Origin of the sequence: Marinoscillum sp. (genome assembly GCF_965229915.1) — a bacterium.
In the GTDB taxonomy this organism is placed as follows: domain Bacteria; phylum Bacteroidota; class Bacteroidia; order Cytophagales; family Cyclobacteriaceae; genus Marinoscillum.
Genome location: NZ_CBDDJZ010000001.1, coordinates 34,214 through 54,593 on the forward strand (window position 1 = coordinate 34,214; position 20,380 = coordinate 54,593).

18 protein-coding genes are annotated in these 20,380 nt (G+C 42.7%); 10 read left to right on the top strand and 8 right to left on the bottom strand.

From position 1 onward, the window contains the following. Positions 1-4: 4 nt before the first annotated feature. Positions 5-463, top strand: coding sequence for a peroxiredoxin (locus ACO067_RS00140; protein WP_421868935.1), 459 nt, complete (start codon positions 5-7; stop codon positions 461-463). On the opposite strand, the gene ACO067_RS00145 is transcribed toward ACO067_RS00140, so the two are convergent. Next, the gene (locus tag ACO067_RS00145; protein WP_421868938.1) at positions 460-1,164 is read right to left on the bottom strand and encodes a lysophospholipid acyltransferase family protein; all 705 of its coding nucleotides are present in this window, start codon (positions 1,162-1,164) and stop codon (positions 460-462) included. The two genes, ACO067_RS00140 and ACO067_RS00145, sit on opposite strands and share 4 nt — an antisense overlap. A 133-nt stretch (positions 1,165-1,297) precedes the next feature. Here ACO067_RS00145 and ACO067_RS00150 point away from each other — a divergent pair, with 133 nt between their 5' ends. After that, on the top strand, positions 1,298-4,603 hold the full coding sequence (locus ACO067_RS00150; protein ID WP_421868941.1) for a leucine--tRNA ligase: 3,306 nt from the start codon (positions 1,298-1,300) through the stop codon (positions 4,601-4,603). 151 nt (positions 4,604-4,754) lie between these two features. Here the strand turns inward: ACO067_RS00150 and ACO067_RS00155 are convergent, their stop codons facing one another. After that, a complete protein-coding gene (locus tag ACO067_RS00155; RefSeq protein WP_421868944.1) occupies positions 4,755-5,333 on the bottom strand; it encodes a hypothetical protein in 579 nt (192 codons plus the stop codon). 243 nt (positions 5,334-5,576) lie between these two features. On the opposite strand from ACO067_RS00155, the gene ACO067_RS00160 reads away from it, so the two are divergent. From ACO067_RS00160 to ACO067_RS00170, 3 genes are all read left to right on the top strand, one after another. Further along, a complete protein-coding gene (locus tag ACO067_RS00160; RefSeq protein ID WP_421868947.1) occupies positions 5,577-6,266 on the top strand; it encodes a M24 family metallopeptidase in 690 nt (229 codons plus the stop codon). Further along, positions 6,266-6,931, top strand: coding sequence for a DNA alkylation repair protein (locus ACO067_RS00165; protein WP_421868950.1), 666 nt, complete (start codon positions 6,266-6,268; stop codon positions 6,929-6,931). The genes ACO067_RS00160 and ACO067_RS00165 overlap by 1 nt, the downstream gene beginning before the upstream one ends. A gap of 68 nt (positions 6,932-6,999) precedes the next feature. Further along, complete coding sequence (locus ACO067_RS00170) at positions 7,000-7,449, top strand: LEA type 2 family protein (RefSeq protein ID WP_421868954.1); 450 nt, start codon at positions 7,000-7,002, stop codon at positions 7,447-7,449. Between the two features lie 229 nt (positions 7,450-7,678). On the opposite strand, the gene ACO067_RS00175 is transcribed toward ACO067_RS00170, so the two are convergent. The 6 genes from ACO067_RS00175 to ACO067_RS00200 all read right to left on the bottom strand — a co-directional run bounded on the left by ACO067_RS00175 (position 7,679) and on the right by ACO067_RS00200 (position 12,744). Then, on the bottom strand, positions 7,679-8,560 hold the full coding sequence (locus ACO067_RS00175; RefSeq protein ID WP_421868957.1) for a hypothetical protein: 882 nt from the start codon (positions 8,558-8,560) through the stop codon (positions 7,679-7,681). Positions 8,561-8,653: 93 nt separating this feature from the next. Next, the gene (locus ACO067_RS00180) at positions 8,654-9,379 is read right to left on the bottom strand and encodes an SGNH/GDSL hydrolase family protein (protein WP_421868960.1); all 726 of its coding nucleotides are present in this window, start codon (positions 9,377-9,379) and stop codon (positions 8,654-8,656) included. A gap of 2 nt (positions 9,380-9,381) precedes the next feature. Beyond that, a complete protein-coding gene (locus ACO067_RS00185; RefSeq protein WP_421868963.1) occupies positions 9,382-9,738 on the bottom strand; it encodes an MmcQ/YjbR family DNA-binding protein in 357 nt (118 codons plus the stop codon). A gap of 7 nt (positions 9,739-9,745) precedes the next feature. Further along, complete coding sequence (locus ACO067_RS00190) at positions 9,746-9,955, bottom strand: DUF6728 family protein (RefSeq protein WP_421868966.1); 210 nt, start codon at positions 9,953-9,955, stop codon at positions 9,746-9,748. Positions 9,956-9,961: 6 nt separating this feature from the next. Next, entirely contained in the window at positions 9,962-11,953 is a 1,992-nt protein-coding gene (gene ispG / locus ACO067_RS00195; protein ID WP_421868969.1) for a (E)-4-hydroxy-3-methylbut-2-enyl-diphosphate synthase, read from the bottom strand. A 74-nt stretch (positions 11,954-12,027) separates the two neighbouring features. Next, the gene (locus ACO067_RS00200; RefSeq protein ID WP_421868971.1) at positions 12,028-12,744 is read right to left on the bottom strand and encodes an SDR family oxidoreductase; all 717 of its coding nucleotides are present in this window, start codon (positions 12,742-12,744) and stop codon (positions 12,028-12,030) included. A gap of 146 nt (positions 12,745-12,890) precedes the next feature. On the opposite strand from ACO067_RS00200, the gene ACO067_RS00205 reads away from it, so the two are divergent. From ACO067_RS00205 to ACO067_RS00225, 5 genes are all read left to right on the top strand, one after another. Continuing rightward, positions 12,891-13,622, top strand: coding sequence for an MlaE family ABC transporter permease (locus ACO067_RS00205; protein WP_421868974.1), 732 nt, complete (start codon positions 12,891-12,893; stop codon positions 13,620-13,622). After that, on the top strand, positions 13,619-14,362 hold the full coding sequence (locus ACO067_RS00210) for an ABC transporter ATP-binding protein (RefSeq protein ID WP_421868978.1): 744 nt from the start codon (positions 13,619-13,621) through the stop codon (positions 14,360-14,362). Before ACO067_RS00205 ends, ACO067_RS00210 begins: the two co-directional genes overlap by 4 nt. 193 nt (positions 14,363-14,555) lie before the next feature. Next, positions 14,556-15,548 (top strand): TolB family protein, encoded by a 993-nt coding sequence (locus ACO067_RS00215; RefSeq protein WP_421868982.1) that lies wholly within the window; start codon positions 14,556-14,558, stop codon positions 15,546-15,548. Between the two features lie 150 nt (positions 15,549-15,698). Continuing rightward, complete coding sequence (locus ACO067_RS00220; protein ID WP_421868985.1) at positions 15,699-19,232, top strand: ABC transporter permease; 3,534 nt, start codon at positions 15,699-15,701, stop codon at positions 19,230-19,232. Positions 19,233-19,457: 225 nt separating this feature from the next. Beyond that, positions 19,458-20,219 (top strand): hypothetical protein, encoded by a 762-nt coding sequence (locus ACO067_RS00225; RefSeq protein ID WP_421868988.1) that lies wholly within the window; start codon positions 19,458-19,460, stop codon positions 20,217-20,219. Positions 20,220-20,380 lie beyond the last annotated feature (161 nt).

A 20,380-nucleotide genomic window follows, 5' to 3' on the forward strand; every position in this document is an offset into this window, starting at 1 on the left:
TGTTATGGGCAAAACACTTCAAAAAGGAGATCTGATCCCCGACGTTTCGTTGAAAGACCAAGAAGGAAACCTGATCGATCTTCCCTCACTAGTTGGAGAAAAAGCTTTAGTAGTTTATTTCTATCCAAAAGATGACACACCAGGCTGCACAGCAGAAGCATGTGGTTTTAGGGACCGGTACGAGGAATTTGCAGATATGGGTGCTGACATTGTCGGGATATCTTCCGACACAGTAGGTTCACATAAGAAATTTGCAGATAAGTATGGACTAAATTTCACATTGCTAAGCGATTGTAACGGACAGGCAGAAAAGGAATTTGGGGTTCCCAGAAACCTGCTTGGTTTACTGCCAGGCCGAGTCACTTATGTCTTTGACAGGGCCGGCAAACTCGTCTACTCCTTCAGCTCAGCCATGAAAGCCACCAGGCACATTGAAGAAGCCATGGAAGCATTGAAAGTCTAAAGCTTTATTGATTTGGTGCGATCTGAAAGGATAGCTACCTGATCATGAGCTCGATGGATTAATTCTACCACAGGCATTTCATTCGATGGAATCGGTTCACCTATGTTCAATTCAATGGTCAACCTCCTAAAAACACCTGGTCGAAAGTGGCCTTCTGGTTCTGATATACCTACAGGCAACACTTCTACATCAGCCTGTCTGGCCAGCATGAAAGGACCTTTCTTGAAATCTGCAAGGTACCCATCTTTGCTTCGGGTTCCTTCAGGAAACATGATGACGCTTTTCCCATTATGAATCAGCTTAGCTGCACGCTGTAAGCTGGCAATAGACTTGTTACGATTACTTCGATCGATGAAAATCATCCCGGTCGCCATCATATACCAACCTAAAAATGGAATCTTCTTTAGCTCCTTCTTGGCGACAAAGTACAGGTTGGTAGTAACTCCTCTAAACAGCACCGGTATGTCCATGTAAGACTGGTGATTACAAACGAGTACGTAGGATTTGCTGCGATCCACGTTTTCCAACCCTTTGACTCTGGTTCGTACTCCACAAGTCCACAATACGCCTGGAGCCCACATGGTTCTGGCCATTTGCACCGAATATTTCGGATTCCAGGTAAATAGCAACACCACCAGTGAGGAAGTAATCATCAGAATACTCCAAACTACAACACCAAGAACCCTGAAAACTGCGATCACAACTTAAGAATTGATTGAAGGCACGAAACTAATGACAAAATGTCCAAAGACCCGACTAATTCCTCGCCAATTCACTCCGCTTTTTGAGGGCATCTTATAACTTTGCCACCCTTATAAAACGGCAATTACATCGATGGCAGAATATAAACATCAGGAAGTAGAGAAAAAGTGGCAACAATACTGGGAAGAAAACCAGACATACAAAGTCAGCAATGATTCTTCCAAACCAAAATACTATGTACTGGACATGTTCCCCTACCCATCTGGAGCAGGTTTACATGTCGGGCATCCGCTAGGCTACATTGCTTCTGATATTGTCTCTCGATTCAAGCGATTGAAAGGATTTAATGTCCTTCACCCTATGGGCTTTGACTCTTTCGGGTTGCCGGCCGAGCAATATGCCATCCAGACAGGTCAGCATCCTGCGATCACCACAGAGACCAACATTGCACGATACAAAGAGCAGCTAACCAATCTTGGATTCAGCTACGACTGGTCCAGAGAAGTGCGTACTTCAGACCCTTCTTATTATAAATGGACCCAGTGGATCTTCAAGCAGTTGTTCAATAGCTGGTACAACAAAGAAGCTGACAAAGCTGAACACATCGACACCTTGATTGCGGTTTTCGCCAAAGATGGCAATGCTACTGTCAATGCGGTTTGTGATGAAGATACTCCTGCTTTCTCTGCTGAGGACTGGAACAGCTGGTCTGAAGAAGAGCAGCAAAAGATGCTATTGAAATACCGTTTGACATTCATTGCAGAGACAACCGTGAACTGGTGTCCTGCTTTGGGTACGGTTTTGTCGAACGATGAAGTAAAAGACGGATTCTCTGAGCGTGGTGGTCACCCGGTAATCAAGAAAACCATGCCACAATGGAGCATGCGAATCACTGCGTATGCTGATCGCTTGTCTGAAGATTTGGATAAAGTAGATTGGCCAGAGCCGATCAAAGACATGCAGCGCAACTGGATTGGTAAGTCCTTTGGAGCTGAGGTGGATTTCAAGGTCCTCTCCCCAAACCCCTCTCCTGAGGAGAGGGGCTTAGCAGAGGCTTGGAAAACGGGCAACCCGAAAATGGCTAAAACCTTAATAGAATATGCCCGAAACAACAGGAAGAACCCAACCGATCAGGAAGATGCATTGTGGCAAAAACTTCGTAATAAGCAATTAGGGTATAAAGTCAGAAGGCAGCATCCCATTGATGATTTTATAGTTGATTTCGTATTCCTTCGGGAAAAATTAATTATTGAGGTAGATGGCGGATATCATGACACTGAAGAGCAAAAAGAATTTGATGCGGCAAGGAAAGAGTTGCTTGAGTATTTAGGCTTTGAGGTGATGGTGATAAGAAATGAAGAGGTAGACGAGAATATTGAAAAGGTTATCCATAGAATTAAAGATCGTCTAATAAAAATAGATTCGACCTCCCCTTCTCTTGAGGAGAAGGGGTCGGGGGATGAGGTCAAGAAAATCACCGTATTCACCACGCGTATTGATACTATTTACGGAGTGACGTTCATGGTATTGGCACCTGAAGCGGATATCGTTAAAGAAATCACTACCGATGAGCAGAGAGCTGAAGTGGAAGCTTATGTGGAAGTAGCTAAAAACAGATCGGAACGTGAGCGTATGAGCGACGTGAAGACCGTTTCTGGCGTATTCACAGGAAGCTATGTATTGAATCCTTTCTCAGGTGAGAAAGTACCGGTTTATATCGCTGATTATGTATTGGCAGGATACGGTACGGGTGCGGTAATGGCTGTACCAAGCGGTGACCAGAGAGACTTTGACTTTGCCAAGCATTTTGACTTGCCGATCGTTCAGGTCATTGATCAACAAAATATAACCGATACCGAAGCTGACCCAACCAAAGAAGGTAAAATGGTCAACTCGGGTATTTTGGATGGATTATCTCCTTTGGATGCGATCCAAAAAGCCAACGAATACATTGTAGAAAAAGGCTTAGGAACTCCTAAGGTCAACTACAGAATGCGTGATGCGATCTTTGGTCGTCAGCGCTATTGGGGTGAGCCGATTCCGGTGTACTTCAAAAATGGTGTTCCATACTTGTTGGAAGACGATGAGTTGCCATTGGAGCTTCCAGAAGTAGACAAATACTTGCCTACAGAAGATGGTGAGCCGCCACTAGGACGTGCTGAGGATTGGAAAACAGCTGATGGTGCTCCTTACGAGTTGACCACCATGCCTGGCTGGGCTGGATCTAGCTGGTATTTCTTCCGCTACATGGATCCGAACAATGATCGCGAGTTTGCTTCTAAAGAGGCTTTAGACTACTGGCAGCAAGTCGACTTCTACCTGGGAGGTAGTGAGCATGCAACCGGTCACCTACTCTACTCACGTTTCTGGACCAAGTTCTTGTATGACCTTGGCTTCATCAAAGTAGATGAATATGCGAAGAAACTGGTCAACCAGGGAATGATCACAGGAACATCAATGTTTATCTGTGAGACGATTTATAGCACAACAGAAGGAACTAAAAAGTTTATTTCATCAGAAAAGGATTATAAGAATAGAGACTCAGAAGCTAAAATACTTGCGAAATATGATCAAGGTGATTTGGCTAATGTATTCCGACAGAGTAGAATAGACATTAGTGCAGTCAATGAAGTGAAAGTTGGTGATAATAAATTTGAATATCACTTAGATTTTGACAAACTCAAAAAGTTGATGCCTCACTTTGCAGAGTATGAAGTTCTTGATGAAATCGTGCTTTGTAAACCGGAGTCTGAGAAAATGTCTAAGTCCAAGTACAACGTAGTGAATCCAGATGATCTGGTAGAGAAGTACGGTGCGGACACATTGAGAATGTACGAGATGTTCCTTGGACCAATCGAACAGAGCAAGCCGTGGAATACAAACGGTATTGAAGGAGTTTACAAGTTCTTACGCAAGTTCTGGGGATTGTTTCATGACAAGTCTGATAACTTCGATGTAAGTGATGAGAAGGCCACAAAAGACGAAATGAAAGTACTTCATGGCTTGATTAAGAAGATTGAAGAAGATGTTGATAGACTTTCACTCAACACTTCGGTGAGTAACTTCATGATTGCGGTGAATGAACTTCAGGCACTAAAATGCAATAAGAAAGAAGTATTAGAACCAATGACGATTGCCTTAGCACCTTATGCGCCTCACCTGGCGGAAGAGCTGTGGCATGCGTTGGGTAATGAGAGTACAGTATGTGACGCTACTTTCCCTGCCTTTGATGCAAATTACTTGGTGGAAGACACCATTGAGTATCCTATCATGGTCAATGGCAAGATGCGAGCAAAACTTCAGCTTGGAGCTGACCTGAATCCGAAGGAAATCGAAGAGCAAGCGCTGGCACATGAGAATGTCCAGAAATGGACGGAAGGCAAGGCTCCGAAGAAAGTAATTGTGGTGCCGAAGAAGATTGTGAATGTGGTGGTTTAATTGAACCTTTCGCTTTTACCCTGCCCTTGATCGGGCATCCCTAAAGGGAAGCGAAATAGAGAGTCACTCATTTCGTTTACCACTCCTTATAGGGAGCTAAATGAATGTATTAAGACGCAAAACCACTTCTCAAATGGGAAGTGGTTTTTTATTAACCCTCCTTAGAAGAATCAATTTGCAACACCCCTTCAAACGGGTTAGTATAAGTGAAATTGGGATATGTATAGCGTTGCCCATCTCCATCTATTATATCAATGACCAGAACAATAGATTCACCGCTCATGGAAAGTTCCGATCTTGGTATAGTCATTTCAAAAACGACATGCGGTTCTTCATTTGATTTGGTCGCCTTAAATGATTTGGAACACGACGCTCCAAAATAGAATTTACAGGGCGTCATGACATGACCACCATCCAACATGAGTGATTTACAAACGGTATAAGCAGCACCAGCCGTATGTGGGCTAAAAGACCTGTCAATCAATGAATCCGCTTGACCATTGTGATTATAGTCAACCCAAATGGTATAAAAATCCATTTTTGGCCATTGACCATCCAGATTGTTTGTCTCATCACCAATCATATCAAGCTTTAGTAGCAAATTACTATCAGTCAGCTGATAGCTGATGAGGTGATTCTCATTACTTATCAATTCAAGATAATCTGTCTTTGACTGACAAGATATGAGCATCAGTGAAATACAGAATAACTTTAGCAAGTTCTTTAACATAGCGGTATTGGTTAATCTTTGTGCTACAATAATAATGACAAGATCCTCTGAATTGCAACAATGACCTCTGTAACACCATTCGTTATCGAATTAACACCCTATTAAACCCGCAGGTTAGCTGTTTAGAATAGTAGTGCTTTTGGTTTCAGCGAACCCTTCTACCACTTAGTCTGAAATAATGAATGGTTAATCTAGAAATACCTCCACCTAATCATCTTTTGACTTATCTTCATCTCCAGATTTATGTCACAAGAATATACGTCCGACGTGAAAGCCAGACTGGAAGCGGCAGAGCAGAGAGCACTGCAACTTTTTACCGCCATAGAAGAACAGCAGATCATTGCTCCAGGTAAGACAGAGAGCACCATCAACACCGAAATCTATAACCTTGCGAAAGAGCTCTTCGGTATTGATAAGTATTGGCACAAACGCATCGTTCGTGCTGGCGAAAACACACTTCTTCCCTATGCAGAAAACCCGCCCAATCTGACTGTTAAGGATGATGATATCTTATTCCTTGATTTTGGGCCAATATTCGATGATTATGAAGCTGATTTTGGACGTACTTATGTCCTCGGTGATGATCCTTCCAAACTGTCATTGCAGCAAGACATTGAAGATGCGTGGTATGAAGCTCAGGAATGGTACCTTCAGCACACCTACATCACGGGTGCTGAATTCTACAAATACCTCAAGATCTTAGCCGAGCGACTTGGTTGGGAGTTTGGAGGAGAAATAGGCGGTCATCTGATTGGTAAGTTCCCGCATGAGCGGATAGAAGCAGCCAATTTTCCATTGTATGTGCATCCGGAGAACCACAATGATATGATGGCCAAGGATGCAGCAGGCAACAAACGTCACTGGATTCTTGAAATTCATTTTGTGGACAGAGAAAAGAATATTGGAGGATTCTTCGAGCAGTTAATGGTTTAATGAACGATTTAGCTGAACTAAGGAAGGTTTTCACTGAGAATGCCAATGCTTCGGTGGCATCACAACAGCAGGCTTACCTAAAAAACAAGTTCGAACACTTTGGCATCAAATCACCCATCAGGCGAGAAATAACCAAACCATTCCTAACAAAGGATAATCTATCTGAGCAATCTGAGTTAACAGAAATCATCCAGTCACTTTGGAATCAACCAGAACGTGAGTTTCAGGCATTTGGATTGGATCTTAGTTCCAAGTATGTGCGACGATTAGACGCTAGCTGCATCAACCTTTTCGAGTACATGACCGTGCACAAATCGTGGTGGGATACGGTAGACTTCATCGCTACTAACTTGATGGGACCTTACTTTAAAAAGTACCCGGACCAACTACCTGTCCGGACAGAAAAGTGGCTTCAATCTGAGAATATCTGGCTCCAACGCTGTGCCATTTTATACCAATTGAAATGGAGGAATGATTTAGACACGGAAAGACTTACCAAAACCATCCAACGACTAAAAGACACCAAAGAATTCTTCCTCAATAAAGCAATTGGGTGGATACTAAGGGAATACAGCAAGACCAATCCTGAATGGGTTCTACACTTCGTAAATACAACAGAACTTAACAGTCTAAGCAAGAGAGAAGCGCTACGACTAATTAAATAGCTGCCAAAGATCAACTTGGCACAATAGCTGCTATCGTATGCGTTATAAGTTTATCTAGATTCGCACCTATGAAGCTATTCATTCCTTCCCTTTTGATTGTTGTACTTCTATTCTCTCAATGTGGAAAACCGGAGCAGGAACCGGAGTTCATTGGAATGCAACACATAGAAGTTTCCAAAGTCACCAGCAAAGAAGCCATTTTAAGTGCTGGAGCTAAGTTTTACAACCCCAACGACCAAAGCATCAAACTCAAACAAGTGGTAGTGGATATCGAGGTAGATGACCGGATTGTTGGAGTGATCGACCAGGACATGAAACTGAAGATTGCTGGTAACGACTACTTTACTGTGCCTATTGAAGCTTCATTCAACATCCGGGATATTGGGTTGCTCAATGGACTCATCAGTATGCTTGGTGGAAAAGAGATCAAGGTTCACTATAAAGGTTACATTAAAGTGGCGGTATATGGATACACCACTAAGGTGCCAATAGATGTAGAAGAGAGCATCCGAATGTGATCGTGTCGGATAATTACCACCCTCAACTATTGATGTTTTCTTAACTAAAATCCCAAAAAATGGGTATTGCACGCGATTTCAGGCTGTACTAGTTTTACACAAACATTTCACCACCGATGAAAAAACTGATTACCGCCGTAATGATTCTCTTGATCTCAGGACTCCTCCTAAGCTTTGGACTGACTACCAAAAAGACCATTAAGAAAAGATCACGAAAAGAACTCTTCGTTTAGAAGCCATCCTCCTCTGTATCAGGATCTTCCTCCACGGGAGGCTCTTCTTCAACTATTGGAGGTTCCTTGGTTTTTAGACTATCGGGTTGGGCTTTCTTCTTGCTAAAAAGGTTTTTAAAGAAACTGCCCTTTTCCTCTTGCTGCGTGGTATCTACTGGCACAGGGTTTTCCACTACTTTCACATAGAGCTGCTGCCCGAAATACTTATTGTAATACTGCTGTTCTACATTGAGCAATTCATCCTTCGGATCATAGCGGTACAGATAACGTGTTTCAGGCTTGACCTTTTCAGGAGCCATCTGTGCAATAGGTGGGAATGATGGAATATCAAAGGAATCCTCCTCAGCGAGGGATGTGCTATCTACGCTCACTTCCAGTTCGGCCACAATTCCCATTGAGTCCATCGCTAATGAGTCATTGAAATCACTGGCAACGAACTCTCCCATATCAATAGCCGAGGTATCTTCCATCAAAGGTGGAGGCTCTGGCTTCAGCACATTTTCCATTGGTGCGGTACGCTGACGATAATTCTTTAACCAGTAAGGCTCGTATTTCACTACTCCAAACTTGCTCTTTCGGAGATCTCGTTCTGGCACTTTGTACTGGGCCACGTAAGCAAAGTAATCAACCTCAGATGCTGAGGCTATCACAGGCCCACCAAGAGCGGCAGAGTCCGTTTCTGAGACTTCAGGCTGGGATTTGCTTTTTGCCAAATAAGTGAGTCGCTCCTCTTCTTCTAACTTCCACAGGTACGAGTAATAAACGGACCTTACAGAGTCATCCAGGATGTAGGTACTTTGAAAGGCAGGACATATCACCTTATCTCGGCATGCCGAAAAGCATAACACAATGGCAACAAATACAATGATTAGCCTCATAATAAGGTGGAAACGGCCTGTTTGACAGCCTTAAAAATAGGATTATTTTAACAATCGTGAAAGGATAACGACAATTATGGTGAATTCAGCATATCACTGAGCTAAGATTTCTTTTGTCCAGGGTTGGATTAATTCAACCCATTGTGAATACATTTTTCCTGATGGATGCAATCCATCGCCAGCGATTAGTGAAAGGTCATTCTTTGCTTCTCGTGAAATCGGGGTGATGTTAAAATACTGAACGTTGTAGGTCTGACAGATTTCATAATTGATCAAATTATACGCATCAATCTGCTCAGCGATCAGTTCCCGATCTCGCCCTTCCGCAAAAGGTGTCACACCCCAATCTGGAATGCTTACCACAAAAACCCTGGAGGTATCACCACCGGCAAAATCAATAGCCTGCAGAAGTAGCTGTTCAAACTCTCTTTTTTGTTGATCCATCGGATAACCCCGATATTGATTGTTCACTCCTATTAGCAAAGAAACCAAATCATAGGTATCATCCAAATCAGCGGTGGCAATAGCCGCTATTAGCTCATCGGTAGTCCAACCTGTCCGAGCTATTATTTTGGGGGATTTAATTGCTTCACCGGTTTTATTTAACTGATCCACCAGTTGAACTGGCCATCTCTTAGATTCATCCACACTTTCGCCAATGGTGTACGAATCCCCTAATGCTAAATATGTTAAACTATCCATACTAGATCCATTACTATCAGGCACCTCCTCTTCATTGTCATTCGTATTGGGTAAAAACTCGGGTTCCTCTTGCCCAATACAGGCAACAACCAACAACAAACTAAACAGGTACATCATTTTCATAAACGCTTTAGTTCTTCCTGCAATTTCTTTGGTAAACTCAGCACGATCAGTTCATACGAATGATCGATCCATTTCTTCAATTCAATATCAGACAGCACACCATCCATCATGATCGTATTCCAGTGACTCTTATTCATATGATACCCCGGAAGGACTGTGCCATCGTACCGTTCCCTCAGCTCTACGGCCACCTCTGGATCACATTTCAAATTAATACTTGAAAAAGTATCTACATCTGTAAGAGCAAACATCTTGTTCATGACTTTAAAGACTAACACTTTCTCATCAAATGGAAAGTGCTCTGTGACGCCCGGCTTAGCCAAACAGTAGTCTCGATAATCTTCAATGTTCATGCTCTTACTAGGATCGCATTATAAATCTGGTAATGATCACAATCACACATATTAAAAACATGATCATGGAAATCTTATTGATCCCATGCATCATTTTAATATTCGTATTGGTTGGTCTGTTTGGATCTTTTTTTCGAAAGAAATAAGTCAAGACTTCCTTGAAATCAAAGTAGTAACCCAGATCCTTTTGTTCCTTTTTATCTTTTTGCTCTTCCATAATGTTCTATTCTTCAGCCACAGCCTTCGGTTCTATCCATTTACCATCAGCTCTTATGAGCTCAATCAATTCATCCAATGCACGCTCTGAAGGCACTCCACGCTTCATTACTTCCTGTCCTTTGTAGAGGGTGATTTTTCCTTTTCCAGATCCTACATAGCCATAGTCAGCGTCGGCCATTTCGCCCGGCCCATTTACTATGCATCCCATAATACCAATCTTCACTCCTTTCAGGTGATCGGTTCGCTTTCTGATCATGGCGGTGGTTTCCTGTAGATCAAAGAGCGTTCTGCCGCAGGATGGGCAAGAAATATATTCTGTTTTGGTTATTCGAGTTCTAGCCGCCTGTAAGATCCCGAATAGAATATTATTGTAAAATTTCGCTTTCTCCAGATACCCGTCATGGTCAGCTTTAATGTGATCCATTCCTAGCATCACTCCATCTCCGAAACCATCGATCAGTAGGCCTCCCATATCAGTAGCAGGATACATCATCATGGCATCCTCTCCCAGATCCGGATAAGTTCTTTTGATAATCACTGGTATATCCACTTCATGATTCATTAGGTAGATCATAGCCCTACGTAAATCAGCAAAAGCATGTGTGTTGGCAGTAGAAAGTATTAGGACAATCTGGTCTAATCCCTTGATACGATGTAGCAACTCTTCAGTCAACTCCTTGGTAGTGACCGACAGAAAGTTTAACTGTGCGTGAAGCTCTTTATCTAATTGATTGACAGTGAGTAATGGTGATTTATTCTTTCTATCAGAATGCTTGATCCAAGCGTCATAATCAAGTATTTCTCTCAGTCCATTAGGCAACATGAAGTCAATCGGTTTACCGCCAGAGTAGAGGTAGTCACATCCCAGATCATTCATGGTCCACTTATCCAATTCAGGTAAATAAAAGTGTCCAATGGCTTTCAAATCCTTAATGGAAACATCGGATAGATGAGAGAAATCCGCAATCACCCGTGGCACATTATCTCCTCCAAAATTGAGCACTTCCGTAGTTGCCCGTTTCTGATATTCGTATGGATTGTATTTACCAAAATCCGTAGACTCGATAGAAGGATGCTGTTCACGGTTCTTCAATCGATCAACTAGCACGCGGCCTACAGGAGCTTCCACTTCTGGCTCTTCGGTCAATGACACCCTCACGGTATCACCCAGTCCATCTTCCAGTAATGTTCCGATTCCTACAGCGCTCTTGATGCGACCATCTTCAGCCTCTCCTGCCTCTGTTACTCCCAGGTGTAGCGGATAAGGCTTCAATCCTTCTTCCTCCAGCATTTTCACCAGTAAGCGATACGCCTGCACCATCACTTGTGGGTTAGAGGACTTCATAGATATGACAATGTCATAAAACTCAAGATCTTCACAAATTCGAATGAACTCCAATGCCGACTCTACCATTCCAAGGGGGGTATCCCCATAACGGCTCATGATTCGGTCAGACAAGGAACCGTGATTGGTCCCAATCCGCATCGCAGTACCGTTTGCTTTACAGATTTCCACCAGTGGAGTGAATTTGTCACGTATCCGATCTAACTCTGCCTGATAGGATTCATCGGTGTATTCAATCTCCTCAAATTTCTTTTTGTCTGCGTAGTTGCCGGGGTTGACCCTTACCTTTTCTACGATTTTTGCCGCCAGCTCTGCTGCATTAGGAGTAAAGTGAATGTCAGCAACCAGAGGCACCTCACAGCCACGTGCTCTGAGTCCATCGCGTATCGCCCTAAGGTTTTCAGCTTCTTTGATGCTTGGAGCAGTGATTCGCACGTATTCGCACCCACTCGCTACCATCCGCAGAGTCTGTTCGATAGACCCTTCGGTATCCATAGTATCCACAGTGGTCATCGACTGGACCCGGATCGGGTTATCTCCACCCAAGGGGGTATTGCCGATAGTTACTTCAAGCGTTTTTCTGCGCTGATACGAGGTAAGACTGGTACAGAAATCAACTTCTTTTTGATCGAGGCGCTGCTCAGCATTCATAGACCTTTTGATTTATCTTCCTAAACACAAATTAACGATAAAAGTTGCCCGCAAATCGGATTCACTTCAAGTATTTATAAGTCTCCTAACTGTGGTCTGATCACCAAATCTTCCACGACCGTCCGATCGCTTAAGGTAAAAGTGGTATAGACCATATCAGCTACGTCCTCTGGCTTCATGAATCGCTCTGGGGGCAGGTCCACTCCTTCCCAACTGGCTGTAAGTGTAGCGCCAGGCATTACAGAAGTAACCCGAATGCCATGCTCTTTGAGCTCTTCGCGAAGCACTTTGCTCATACCATACATAGCAAACTTGGAGATGCAGTAAGAACCACCATTACTGTAGGCCATGATACTGGCCGTAGAACACATGTTAAATATATGGCCAGATTTGCTCTTCTTCATGTCAGGTATCAACCCACGGCTTACCCGATAGGCCGAGTACAAATTGGTCTCGATTTGGCTTTCCAAAACGCCATCTTCTTCATCATGTATGGTACCCGGCACAAACTTCCCGGTGTTGTTAACCAAAACAGCTACTGGCTTACCCGTCAGACGGACAAACTCGATGAAGCTTTTGACATCTTCTTTCTTTGAAAGGTCCGCTACATTAACCATCACCTTATTGCCGTGGGTTTCTTCCACTGCTGCCTTCAACGCATCCAGATCATCTTCATTGCGAGCACACGTAGCAACTGTATAGCCCTGAGCCGAAAATTTTTCGACTATCGCCCGACCTATTCCTTTAGTGCCACCCGTAACAACTATTAGTTTTTCCTGATTATTTGACATGTTGATACATCTAACTGTGAGGAATATTGTTAGAAATACTTCAAACAATTATTCGTTTTAATTCTTTAATCTCTTTGAACATGTCGGTTTGCCATGTTCTTATTAATTTCGGCAAAGCTAACATTTCTGAAGCAAGCGAATACTGAATGAAGTCACTCGGAAAATTTTTGATTTTTGCCGGACAGCTCTTTGTCCGTAGAGAAAGCTTCAAAACATATGTTTCACTGGTCATAGACGAATGCATTAAGGTGGGGTTCAACTCCCTATTTATTGTGACCATTGTCTCTGTGTTTATGGGAGCTGTAGTGACTGTGCAAACAGCCTACAACCTGGTAAGTCCATTTATTCCGGATTATGTGATTTCTCTAGTAGTCCGTGACATGACTGTGCTGGAGTTGTCCCCTACCATTATAGCCATAGTTTACGCTGGAAAGGTAGGATCGAACATTGCTGGAGAGTTAGGTACCATGCGGATCACCGAGCAAATAGATGCGCTTGAAGTTATGGGAATCAACTCCACCTCTTACCTGGTGTTACCCAAAATCATTGCATCACTTTTAATGTATCCGATGTTGGTGGTAATGTCAGGGTTTTTATGCATCTATGGTGGATACCTTACGAGCCTGGCCACCGGAATCATTTCAGGTCATGACTATATCTATGGCATCCGGTATGAATTCATTGAGTTCAACATCACCTTTGCCTTGATCAAAGCTTTTGTTTTCGCCCTGCTGGTAGCTTCCATTTCTGCTTACAAAGGATATTTCACTACTGGTGGAGCTCTGGAGGTTGGTAGATCATCGACTGCAGCTGTTACTAATAGTTGTATTGCTATTCTATTAGCTGATTATTTACTTGCTCAACTTCTACTGGGATGATCGAGATCAAAGAAATCAAAAAGTCGTTTAAAGACAAAGACGTCCTCAAAGGCATCAGTGGAACTTTTGATGCCGGTAAATGCAACCTCATCATTGGATCGAGTGGTACTGGTAAATCGGTATTGCTCAAATGCATCGTCGGATTGATCAAACCCGACTCAGGTCAGGTGCTGTATGATAACCGGGACTTCACTTCTGGTGACAAGCATTCGCAAACGGAAATAAGAAGAGAAATTGGGATGCTGTTTCAGGGCTCTGCCCTATTTGACAGCAAAAATGTGGAGCAAAATATCATGTTTCCATTGGATGTGCTCACCGACATGAGTAAGGAGGAAAAAATAGAGCGTGTTAATTTCTGTCTGGATCGTGTAGGCCTGGCCAATGTGAATGACAAGATGCCATCTGAGATCTCAGGAGGAATGAAAAAGCGCGTCGGTATAGCTCGTGCGATTGTCAACAAACCCAATTACCTGTTTTGTGATGAACCCAACTCCGGTCTTGATCCACAAACCAGTATGGTCATCGATGAGCTGATCAAAGAAATTACTGACGAATATGGTATCACTACGGTGGTAGTGACACATGACATGAACTCGGTGATTGAGATCGGGCAGAAAGTAATGTTCCTCTACAAAGGGGATAAACTCTGGGAAGGATCCAATACAGATATCACTAATTCGGGTGTGAAAGAACTGGATGATTTTGTATTTGCCAACCGCATGATGAAGGAGTTTCGGTAGACCTCTTGAACCTCTCCGAATTGATTGAATTCATATCAAATAGATCAATCAATATTTAAAATCCAACGATCAGTGCTATCGAAGTGTCATTCACGATGTACTAATTAATAACGGAGCACTACCCAGTTCCAGTCTGATAAAAGCACCTATGATTCACTTTTTGAACTCCAGCAAATCATCATCATATTTATTAATGCTGACTCTTTTGACGGCATGTCTGTCACCTTTTGGATATAAGTACAACAGTGGCACTCTACCTGATAAACCCACAAATCTGGCAGCAGTAAACTCAGCTTATGATGACTATAACTCTACCGCGCCCACACTTGGAGAAACATTTCCATTGTGTTTTTCTTCCAATAGAGGATCGGAAGGTGGCCAATATGACATTGTCTACAAACTTGTTAGCATCACGTTTGACAAAGATGATGGTACGCTAGAGGTAACCGAAGAAACCAATGGTAATCTGGATGTAACCATAGTCAACAGGCAAATCAAAAATGGGTTGAACAAGACAAAGACCGATGCAAACGAATTTGGGCCCTACTTGATACCTCTTGGCCACAAACAAGAAGAAAACGTGAATTGGAATGGATACTATGAGATGTACGTTCTGGTTTATTCCAATGATCAAAATGGCAACCACGACTTCTATTTTACTGAAAATACGGAAAGCTCAGCTTATACCGAACCAAAGCCAATTAGCTTTCTGAATTCGGAGCATAACGATGCTTATTTCACTCTTAATGAAGAGCAATCATCCATATATTTCACCTCTGATCGTGATGGGTCATTTGATATCTATGAAACTCAAAAAGATAAGGACAGAGACCTCATAACAGTACTATCTGAGGATAACGATGGAGTATCCATAAACAAGGTCGAAATCCTCAGCTCTGCATACGATGACAAGTGCCCATTTATATTGGGAAATAGAATGGTTTTTGCATCCAACAGACCGGGTGGTGAAGGTGGTTATGATTTGTATTATTCTGACCAGATTAACGGTGAGTGGACTGAGCCTTCCAATTTTGGATCTGAAATCAACACGGAGTATGACGAGTATCGCCCCATAGTTCGCTATCAAGAAAGTTTCAATTCTGATTTCATGCTATTTTCTTCAAACCGACCGGATGGACTAGGCGGATTTGACTTATACTATGTGGGGATTGACAAAACTGACTGACAATTTAATGAACAGTCTATGTATTGTCAGAAACCACAACTTATGGTTGATCCAATAGGCAACTTATTTTATGATTGATAGCCCAATCATGGAAGAGTTTTGAGAATCTTGGCCTGATTCATTTCAATAGAATTCCCTTATTTTGTTGTGATGAATGAGTTGGCCCTATCCTACTGGCAAGAGATCCTGGCACTTAGCACCCTACTACAGGGAGTTCTTCTCATTTTACTTTTAGCCTTCAACAAGTATCCCTCCAGCCGTGCTCTGAGTTTTGTGCTGGCTAGTCAATGCAGCTTCTTGTGTCTTTTTTTATTGGGAAATGAATTATCTGAAGCCATAACAGGTACCCTTCTCCTAGCATCGATCATCGCCATTTGGAGATACATTAAAGTCTTCTTTACTCAAAATACCAGAACTTCTTTCCTGCCATTCCTGACACTGTTAATCACTATTCCTTTGTTTGTATTTAGTGAAGCTATTGGTCGTGCAGGTGTAGCCATTATTCTATCAATAACCATCATCACCTTTCTGGTCATCTCAAATAAGCTGTTCGTTCAGGAAGGCAAATCAAGAGGTATCTCATGGTCGATCAATCCCGGTGCACGGCTCTCCTGGCTCAAGTGGTTTTATAGATACCAGGTGCTGACCGTTGGATCAGGACTGTTGACTTTGGCTGGTTTGTTACCAGTCTGGTCCTTCACATTGACTTTGCTTCTAGAGATCTATGTGATACTCTTTCAGCTAGTCAAAGAATCAGACTTCATGGCTCCCCTTCCGGCAGGGACTAAGTACCAAAAGTCTACCTTGACTTCTGCACAGAAAGCACATATACTTAACCGGCTAGATGCTCTGGTACAGGACAAATTCTATCTGGAAAGCACGATATCCCTTTCCACTCTTGCTGAATCTTTGCAATCCACTACTCATCATTTATCCCAGGTGCTCAATGAGTCCAGAAGGCAGAGCTTTCAAGAGTTGATAACTACCTATCGTGTAAGAGAAGCTAAGCAACTTCTCAAAAGTGAGCAGCATCAACACACCAAGATCGAGTCGATCGCCAATATGGTGGGCTACAACTCTAAATCGGCATTTAATACAGCATTTAAAAAGCAAACCGGACTTACTCCCAGCGAATTCAGGGAGTCCAAAGACGTACTGACTTATCGGGACGAACGTCTGCCCGATCGGAAACGGCGAAGTTCAAGATCATTATTGCGTGATTTGATACATGGTTTCAACACAACATCAAGTATCATGATCTCTAACTTCATCAAAGTCTTTATCAGAAGATTCAACAGAAACAAACTTTTCTCATTGATCAATCTATTTGGGCTTACTGTGGGCTTTACCTGCAGCATCCTGATTTATCTCTTTATCCAAGAGCATAGCTCTTACGACACAGAACTACCCGATAGTCAGGATATCTACCGAATCGCCTGGATGAATGACAACCCGCAGACGCGCACTCCGCACCCGATGGCTCCGGCACTGAAAAATGATTTTCCAGAAGTGGTGGCTGCTACTTCCATATCACCTATGTATGGACCGGGGCTTACCAGACAAGCCGTTCGAGTAGAAAACCTTGAGGAAAACATCCATTTTCTAGAGCGCGATTTCTTCTATGTAGACTCTACGTTTCTGGATGTATTTCAGCTAGAGGTAATACTCGGAGATGAAGATGCACTGTCGCAACCTTTCAATTTGATTATTTCAGAATCTACTGCCCAACGATACTTCGGAGATACCAATCCTATTGGCAAAGAATTGACCATGGATGACTGGTCCATTGCGGTGGCGGCAGTAGTGAAGGACATGCCAAAAAAATCTCATTTTCACTTCACAGGACTCATATCCTATGTTACCCTAAAAGCAATTGGACCTGACAATCCGTGGTTTACCTGGAAGGATTTTGGACACTTCAATTACATAAGAACACGTAAGGATGTTGATTATAAAGTGTTCGAATCCAAAATTCCCAAATGGATTGTAGAATACCTCCCCTGGAGTGAGACTCAAAAAGAATGGCTGCTATCTGGCGATGCAAAGTTTGAGCTGCAACCAATCCAAGACATCCACCTGCAGTCGCATTTGAGGTGGGAACTGGAAAACAATGCGAATATCCTTTACATCTACATACTTACTGGTGCGATGAGCTTCATCCTGTTGATTGTTTGCATCAATTACATCAACCTAACAACAGCCAAATCCATTGAGAGAGCTCGAGAAGTGGGAGTTCGAAAAACCCTGGGTGCGCTTTCCTCTAGTTTGACTCGTCAGTTTTACCTGGAATCTCTGGTTTTTTGCCTGATCGCTGCCGTTTTGGCGTTTGGGCTATCGATCATCTTGTTGCCATTCTTCAATCATCTAACACAACTGGAGTTTACCATTAAATCTTTGTTTGAGGCAGACTTTCTTCTGCACACCTGTTTGGCTGTAATGGTCATTTCACTGCTATCAGGGCTGTACCCTGCTCTGGTCATGGATAAGTTCAAACCTGTGGACGTGCTCAAGGGCAAACTAACTGCTTCATTTCATGGCAGAAGATTGCGCAATGCCCTGGTGATCTTCCAGTTCTTTGTCTCAGCCATTCTGATCATTGCGTCGCTCATTATCATGAAGCAATTGGACTATATGAAAACCAAGGAGTTGGGTTTTGACCAGGATGCTCTGATATCCATACGGATCTTTCCAAGTGTGGAGATAGGTGGAATCAATGTAGATCAGGTCCGTTCGTTGGGAACCACTTTGAAGAATATCCCTGGTGTAAAGGAGGTTTCTGGAGTATCCAATTTACCTGGTGGTCAATTTAATCAACTAACCTTATTCCAAACCAATCAGCCAGAGGAACGAATTGATGCTTCTCAACTAGGAGTTGATTATGGTGGTTTGGAAGTGCTTGGCTTGTCTATGGACCAGGGAAGGACTTTCAATAGGTCCATGGATAGCGATACATTAGATAACCACTTCATTATCAACCAAAAAGCAGCGGATCAATTAAACCTCGATGAGCCCATTGGGACATCCATCACCTGGGAACAAGGCGGCAGAACAGGCCAGGGAATCATTGTTGGGGTGACCAGGGATTTTCATTTCCAGTCGCTTCACTCCTCCATCCAACCTTTGATCATGTACCTGGACCCTTATGATGTCAACCATATGTTGGTCAGACTGGAAGGAAATCAATTTCAGCAAACGCTGAATCAAATCAATAAGGTCTATACAGAACGTATAGCTGCCGCTCCTTTTGCCTATGAATTCCTGGATAGTCAACTAGAGGAGCTGTATAAGGATGAAGTTCGCACACTGAACATCTTTACCATCTTCACCTCTATTGCTCTCATTCTGGCATGCATCGGGCTGCTCGGTCTGGCCATTGCATTACTCAATCAAAGTGTAAAAGAAATCGGTATTCGCAAAATCATGGGTGCCAGATCCCGAGATATCTTTGTGATGGTCTTGGGACAGTTTTTAAAGCTAATTGGGATTGCACTGGTCTTTGGTCTACCTGCGGGTTATTTCATCATGCAGCGTTGGATTCAGGAGTTTTCCTACCAAACATCGATAGGTGTACTTCCCTTCCTCTTGTCTGCGGCCTGTTTAAGTATTATAGCCATCCTGAGTGTGAGTGTGATCATCATGAAAATTGCGCGCACCAACCCTGCGGAGACACTGAGGCATGAGTGATATAGTTGCGTGACAATATTTATATGTCTAATCTCAACTTGTCAGAGCACCCGCTGGTGCGAGCTTCTGGCTCGTACCAGAGAACATAAATACCACGAGCAGAATACTCGCGGTGGCAGGGGTTGACATACCATGCCTATACGATTAAATTTCCTGCTAGTGTGAATACGCAGCTCATCTTACTTAATTTGCCAAGACTCAGATGATTACTTATTTTAGAAGTTAATGAATAACCGTTCCAAACCATTTCGTTTCAAAGTCCAGTCAAAACTTTCATTAAAACTAATATTAGCTTGCACGCTCATATCAGTACTGGCAAGATGCAAGGAAGCTCCAACCACCTCTGACCAATGGATAAGAAACAGAAATAGAGAAGTACTTCGGGCAGCCAGCTTGCTAATTGAAGAAACAGGTAATAAAGAAGCTGACGTGAAAGTCCTGCAAAATATGAGAGATTTCAAGGGCAAAATTGATACACTTATAGCTTATGTTTCGGAAAACGATAAAAAGAGAACCTTAAAAGCAGTCAACATTCATCTCGACTCACTTAAGAGGATGTATTATTTCCCCTCACCTTCGTTTGAACAATACCTAACACTTGATGAACATTCAACTACAAATGAGTTTAAAATTCAGCTGGCATTGTTAGAATCCGAAACTTTCAATCTCTTAACATCGAAGGTCGGGGCTAATGATTTCAAATTTGATAAACTCGAATTGTACTTTATTCCAGATAAATATCATGATTACAAATCTCAGCAAATCAAAGGCAAAGTTCTATTTGCATTAACCAGTACCATGATTGACAAGCATGCAAAAATGTTTGTTAATGAAAAGGAAATTGAATTAAAAGATGGTTTTGGAATAATTGATCTCACTAGAAGTGAACTCAGTGAAACCAACAGTATAGAAGTGACTTTTAAATCTGATATTCCAAACACTACCATCACCAGAGAATTACAAATAATTCCACGTAGATACGAATAGTGAGAGCTTGATTCTTAGATCTCTCATCACGGAAAAACCCACCCCTCGCTGGTGGGAGCTTGTAGCTCGTACCATCTGAACACCATCTGAACCCCCGCTGGTGCGAGCTTCTAGCTCGTACCATCTAAACACAAGTACCACGAACAAAACGCTGGCGGTAG

Coding starts and splice junctions, on each gene's coding strand:
- ACO067_RS00140 (WP_421868935.1), top strand. CDS start 5: ATGGGCAAAACACTTCAAAAAGGAGATCTGATCCCCGACGTTTCGTTG.
- ACO067_RS00150 (WP_421868941.1), top strand. CDS start 1,298: ATGGCAGAATATAAACATCAGGAAGTAGAGAAAAAGTGGCAACAATAC.
- ACO067_RS00155 (WP_421868944.1), bottom strand. CDS start 5,333: ATGTTAAAGAACTTGCTAAAGTTATTCTGTATTTCACTGATGCTCATA.
- ACO067_RS00160 (WP_421868947.1), top strand. CDS start 5,577: ATGTCACAAGAATATACGTCCGACGTGAAAGCCAGACTGGAAGCGGCA.
- ACO067_RS00165 (WP_421868950.1), top strand. CDS start 6,266: ATGAACGATTTAGCTGAACTAAGGAAGGTTTTCACTGAGAATGCCAAT.
- ACO067_RS00170 (WP_421868954.1), top strand. CDS start 7,000: ATGAAGCTATTCATTCCTTCCCTTTTGATTGTTGTACTTCTATTCTCT.
- ACO067_RS00175 (WP_421868957.1), bottom strand. CDS start 8,560: ATGAGGCTAATCATTGTATTTGTTGCCATTGTGTTATGCTTTTCGGCA.
- ACO067_RS00180 (WP_421868960.1), bottom strand. CDS start 9,379: ATGATGTACCTGTTTAGTTTGTTGTTGGTTGTTGCCTGTATTGGGCAA.
- ACO067_RS00185 (WP_421868963.1), bottom strand. CDS start 9,738: ATGAACATTGAAGATTATCGAGACTACTGTTTGGCTAAGCCGGGCGTC.
- ACO067_RS00190 (WP_421868966.1), bottom strand. CDS start 9,955: ATGGAAGAGCAAAAAGATAAAAAGGAACAAAAGGATCTGGGTTACTAC.
- ispG (WP_421868969.1), bottom strand. CDS start 11,953: ATGAATGCTGAGCAGCGCCTCGATCAAAAAGAAGTTGATTTCTGTACC.
- ACO067_RS00200 (WP_421868971.1), bottom strand. CDS start 12,744: ATGTCAAATAATCAGGAAAAACTAATAGTTGTTACGGGTGGCACTAAA.
- ACO067_RS00205 (WP_421868974.1), top strand. CDS start 12,891: ATGAAGTCACTCGGAAAATTTTTGATTTTTGCCGGACAGCTCTTTGTC.
- ACO067_RS00210 (WP_421868978.1), top strand. CDS start 13,619: ATGATCGAGATCAAAGAAATCAAAAAGTCGTTTAAAGACAAAGACGTC.
- ACO067_RS00215 (WP_421868982.1), top strand. CDS start 14,556: ATGCTGACTCTTTTGACGGCATGTCTGTCACCTTTTGGATATAAGTAC.
- ACO067_RS00220 (WP_421868985.1), top strand. CDS start 15,699: ATGAATGAGTTGGCCCTATCCTACTGGCAAGAGATCCTGGCACTTAGC.
- ACO067_RS00225 (WP_421868988.1), top strand. CDS start 19,458: ATGAATAACCGTTCCAAACCATTTCGTTTCAAAGTCCAGTCAAAACTT.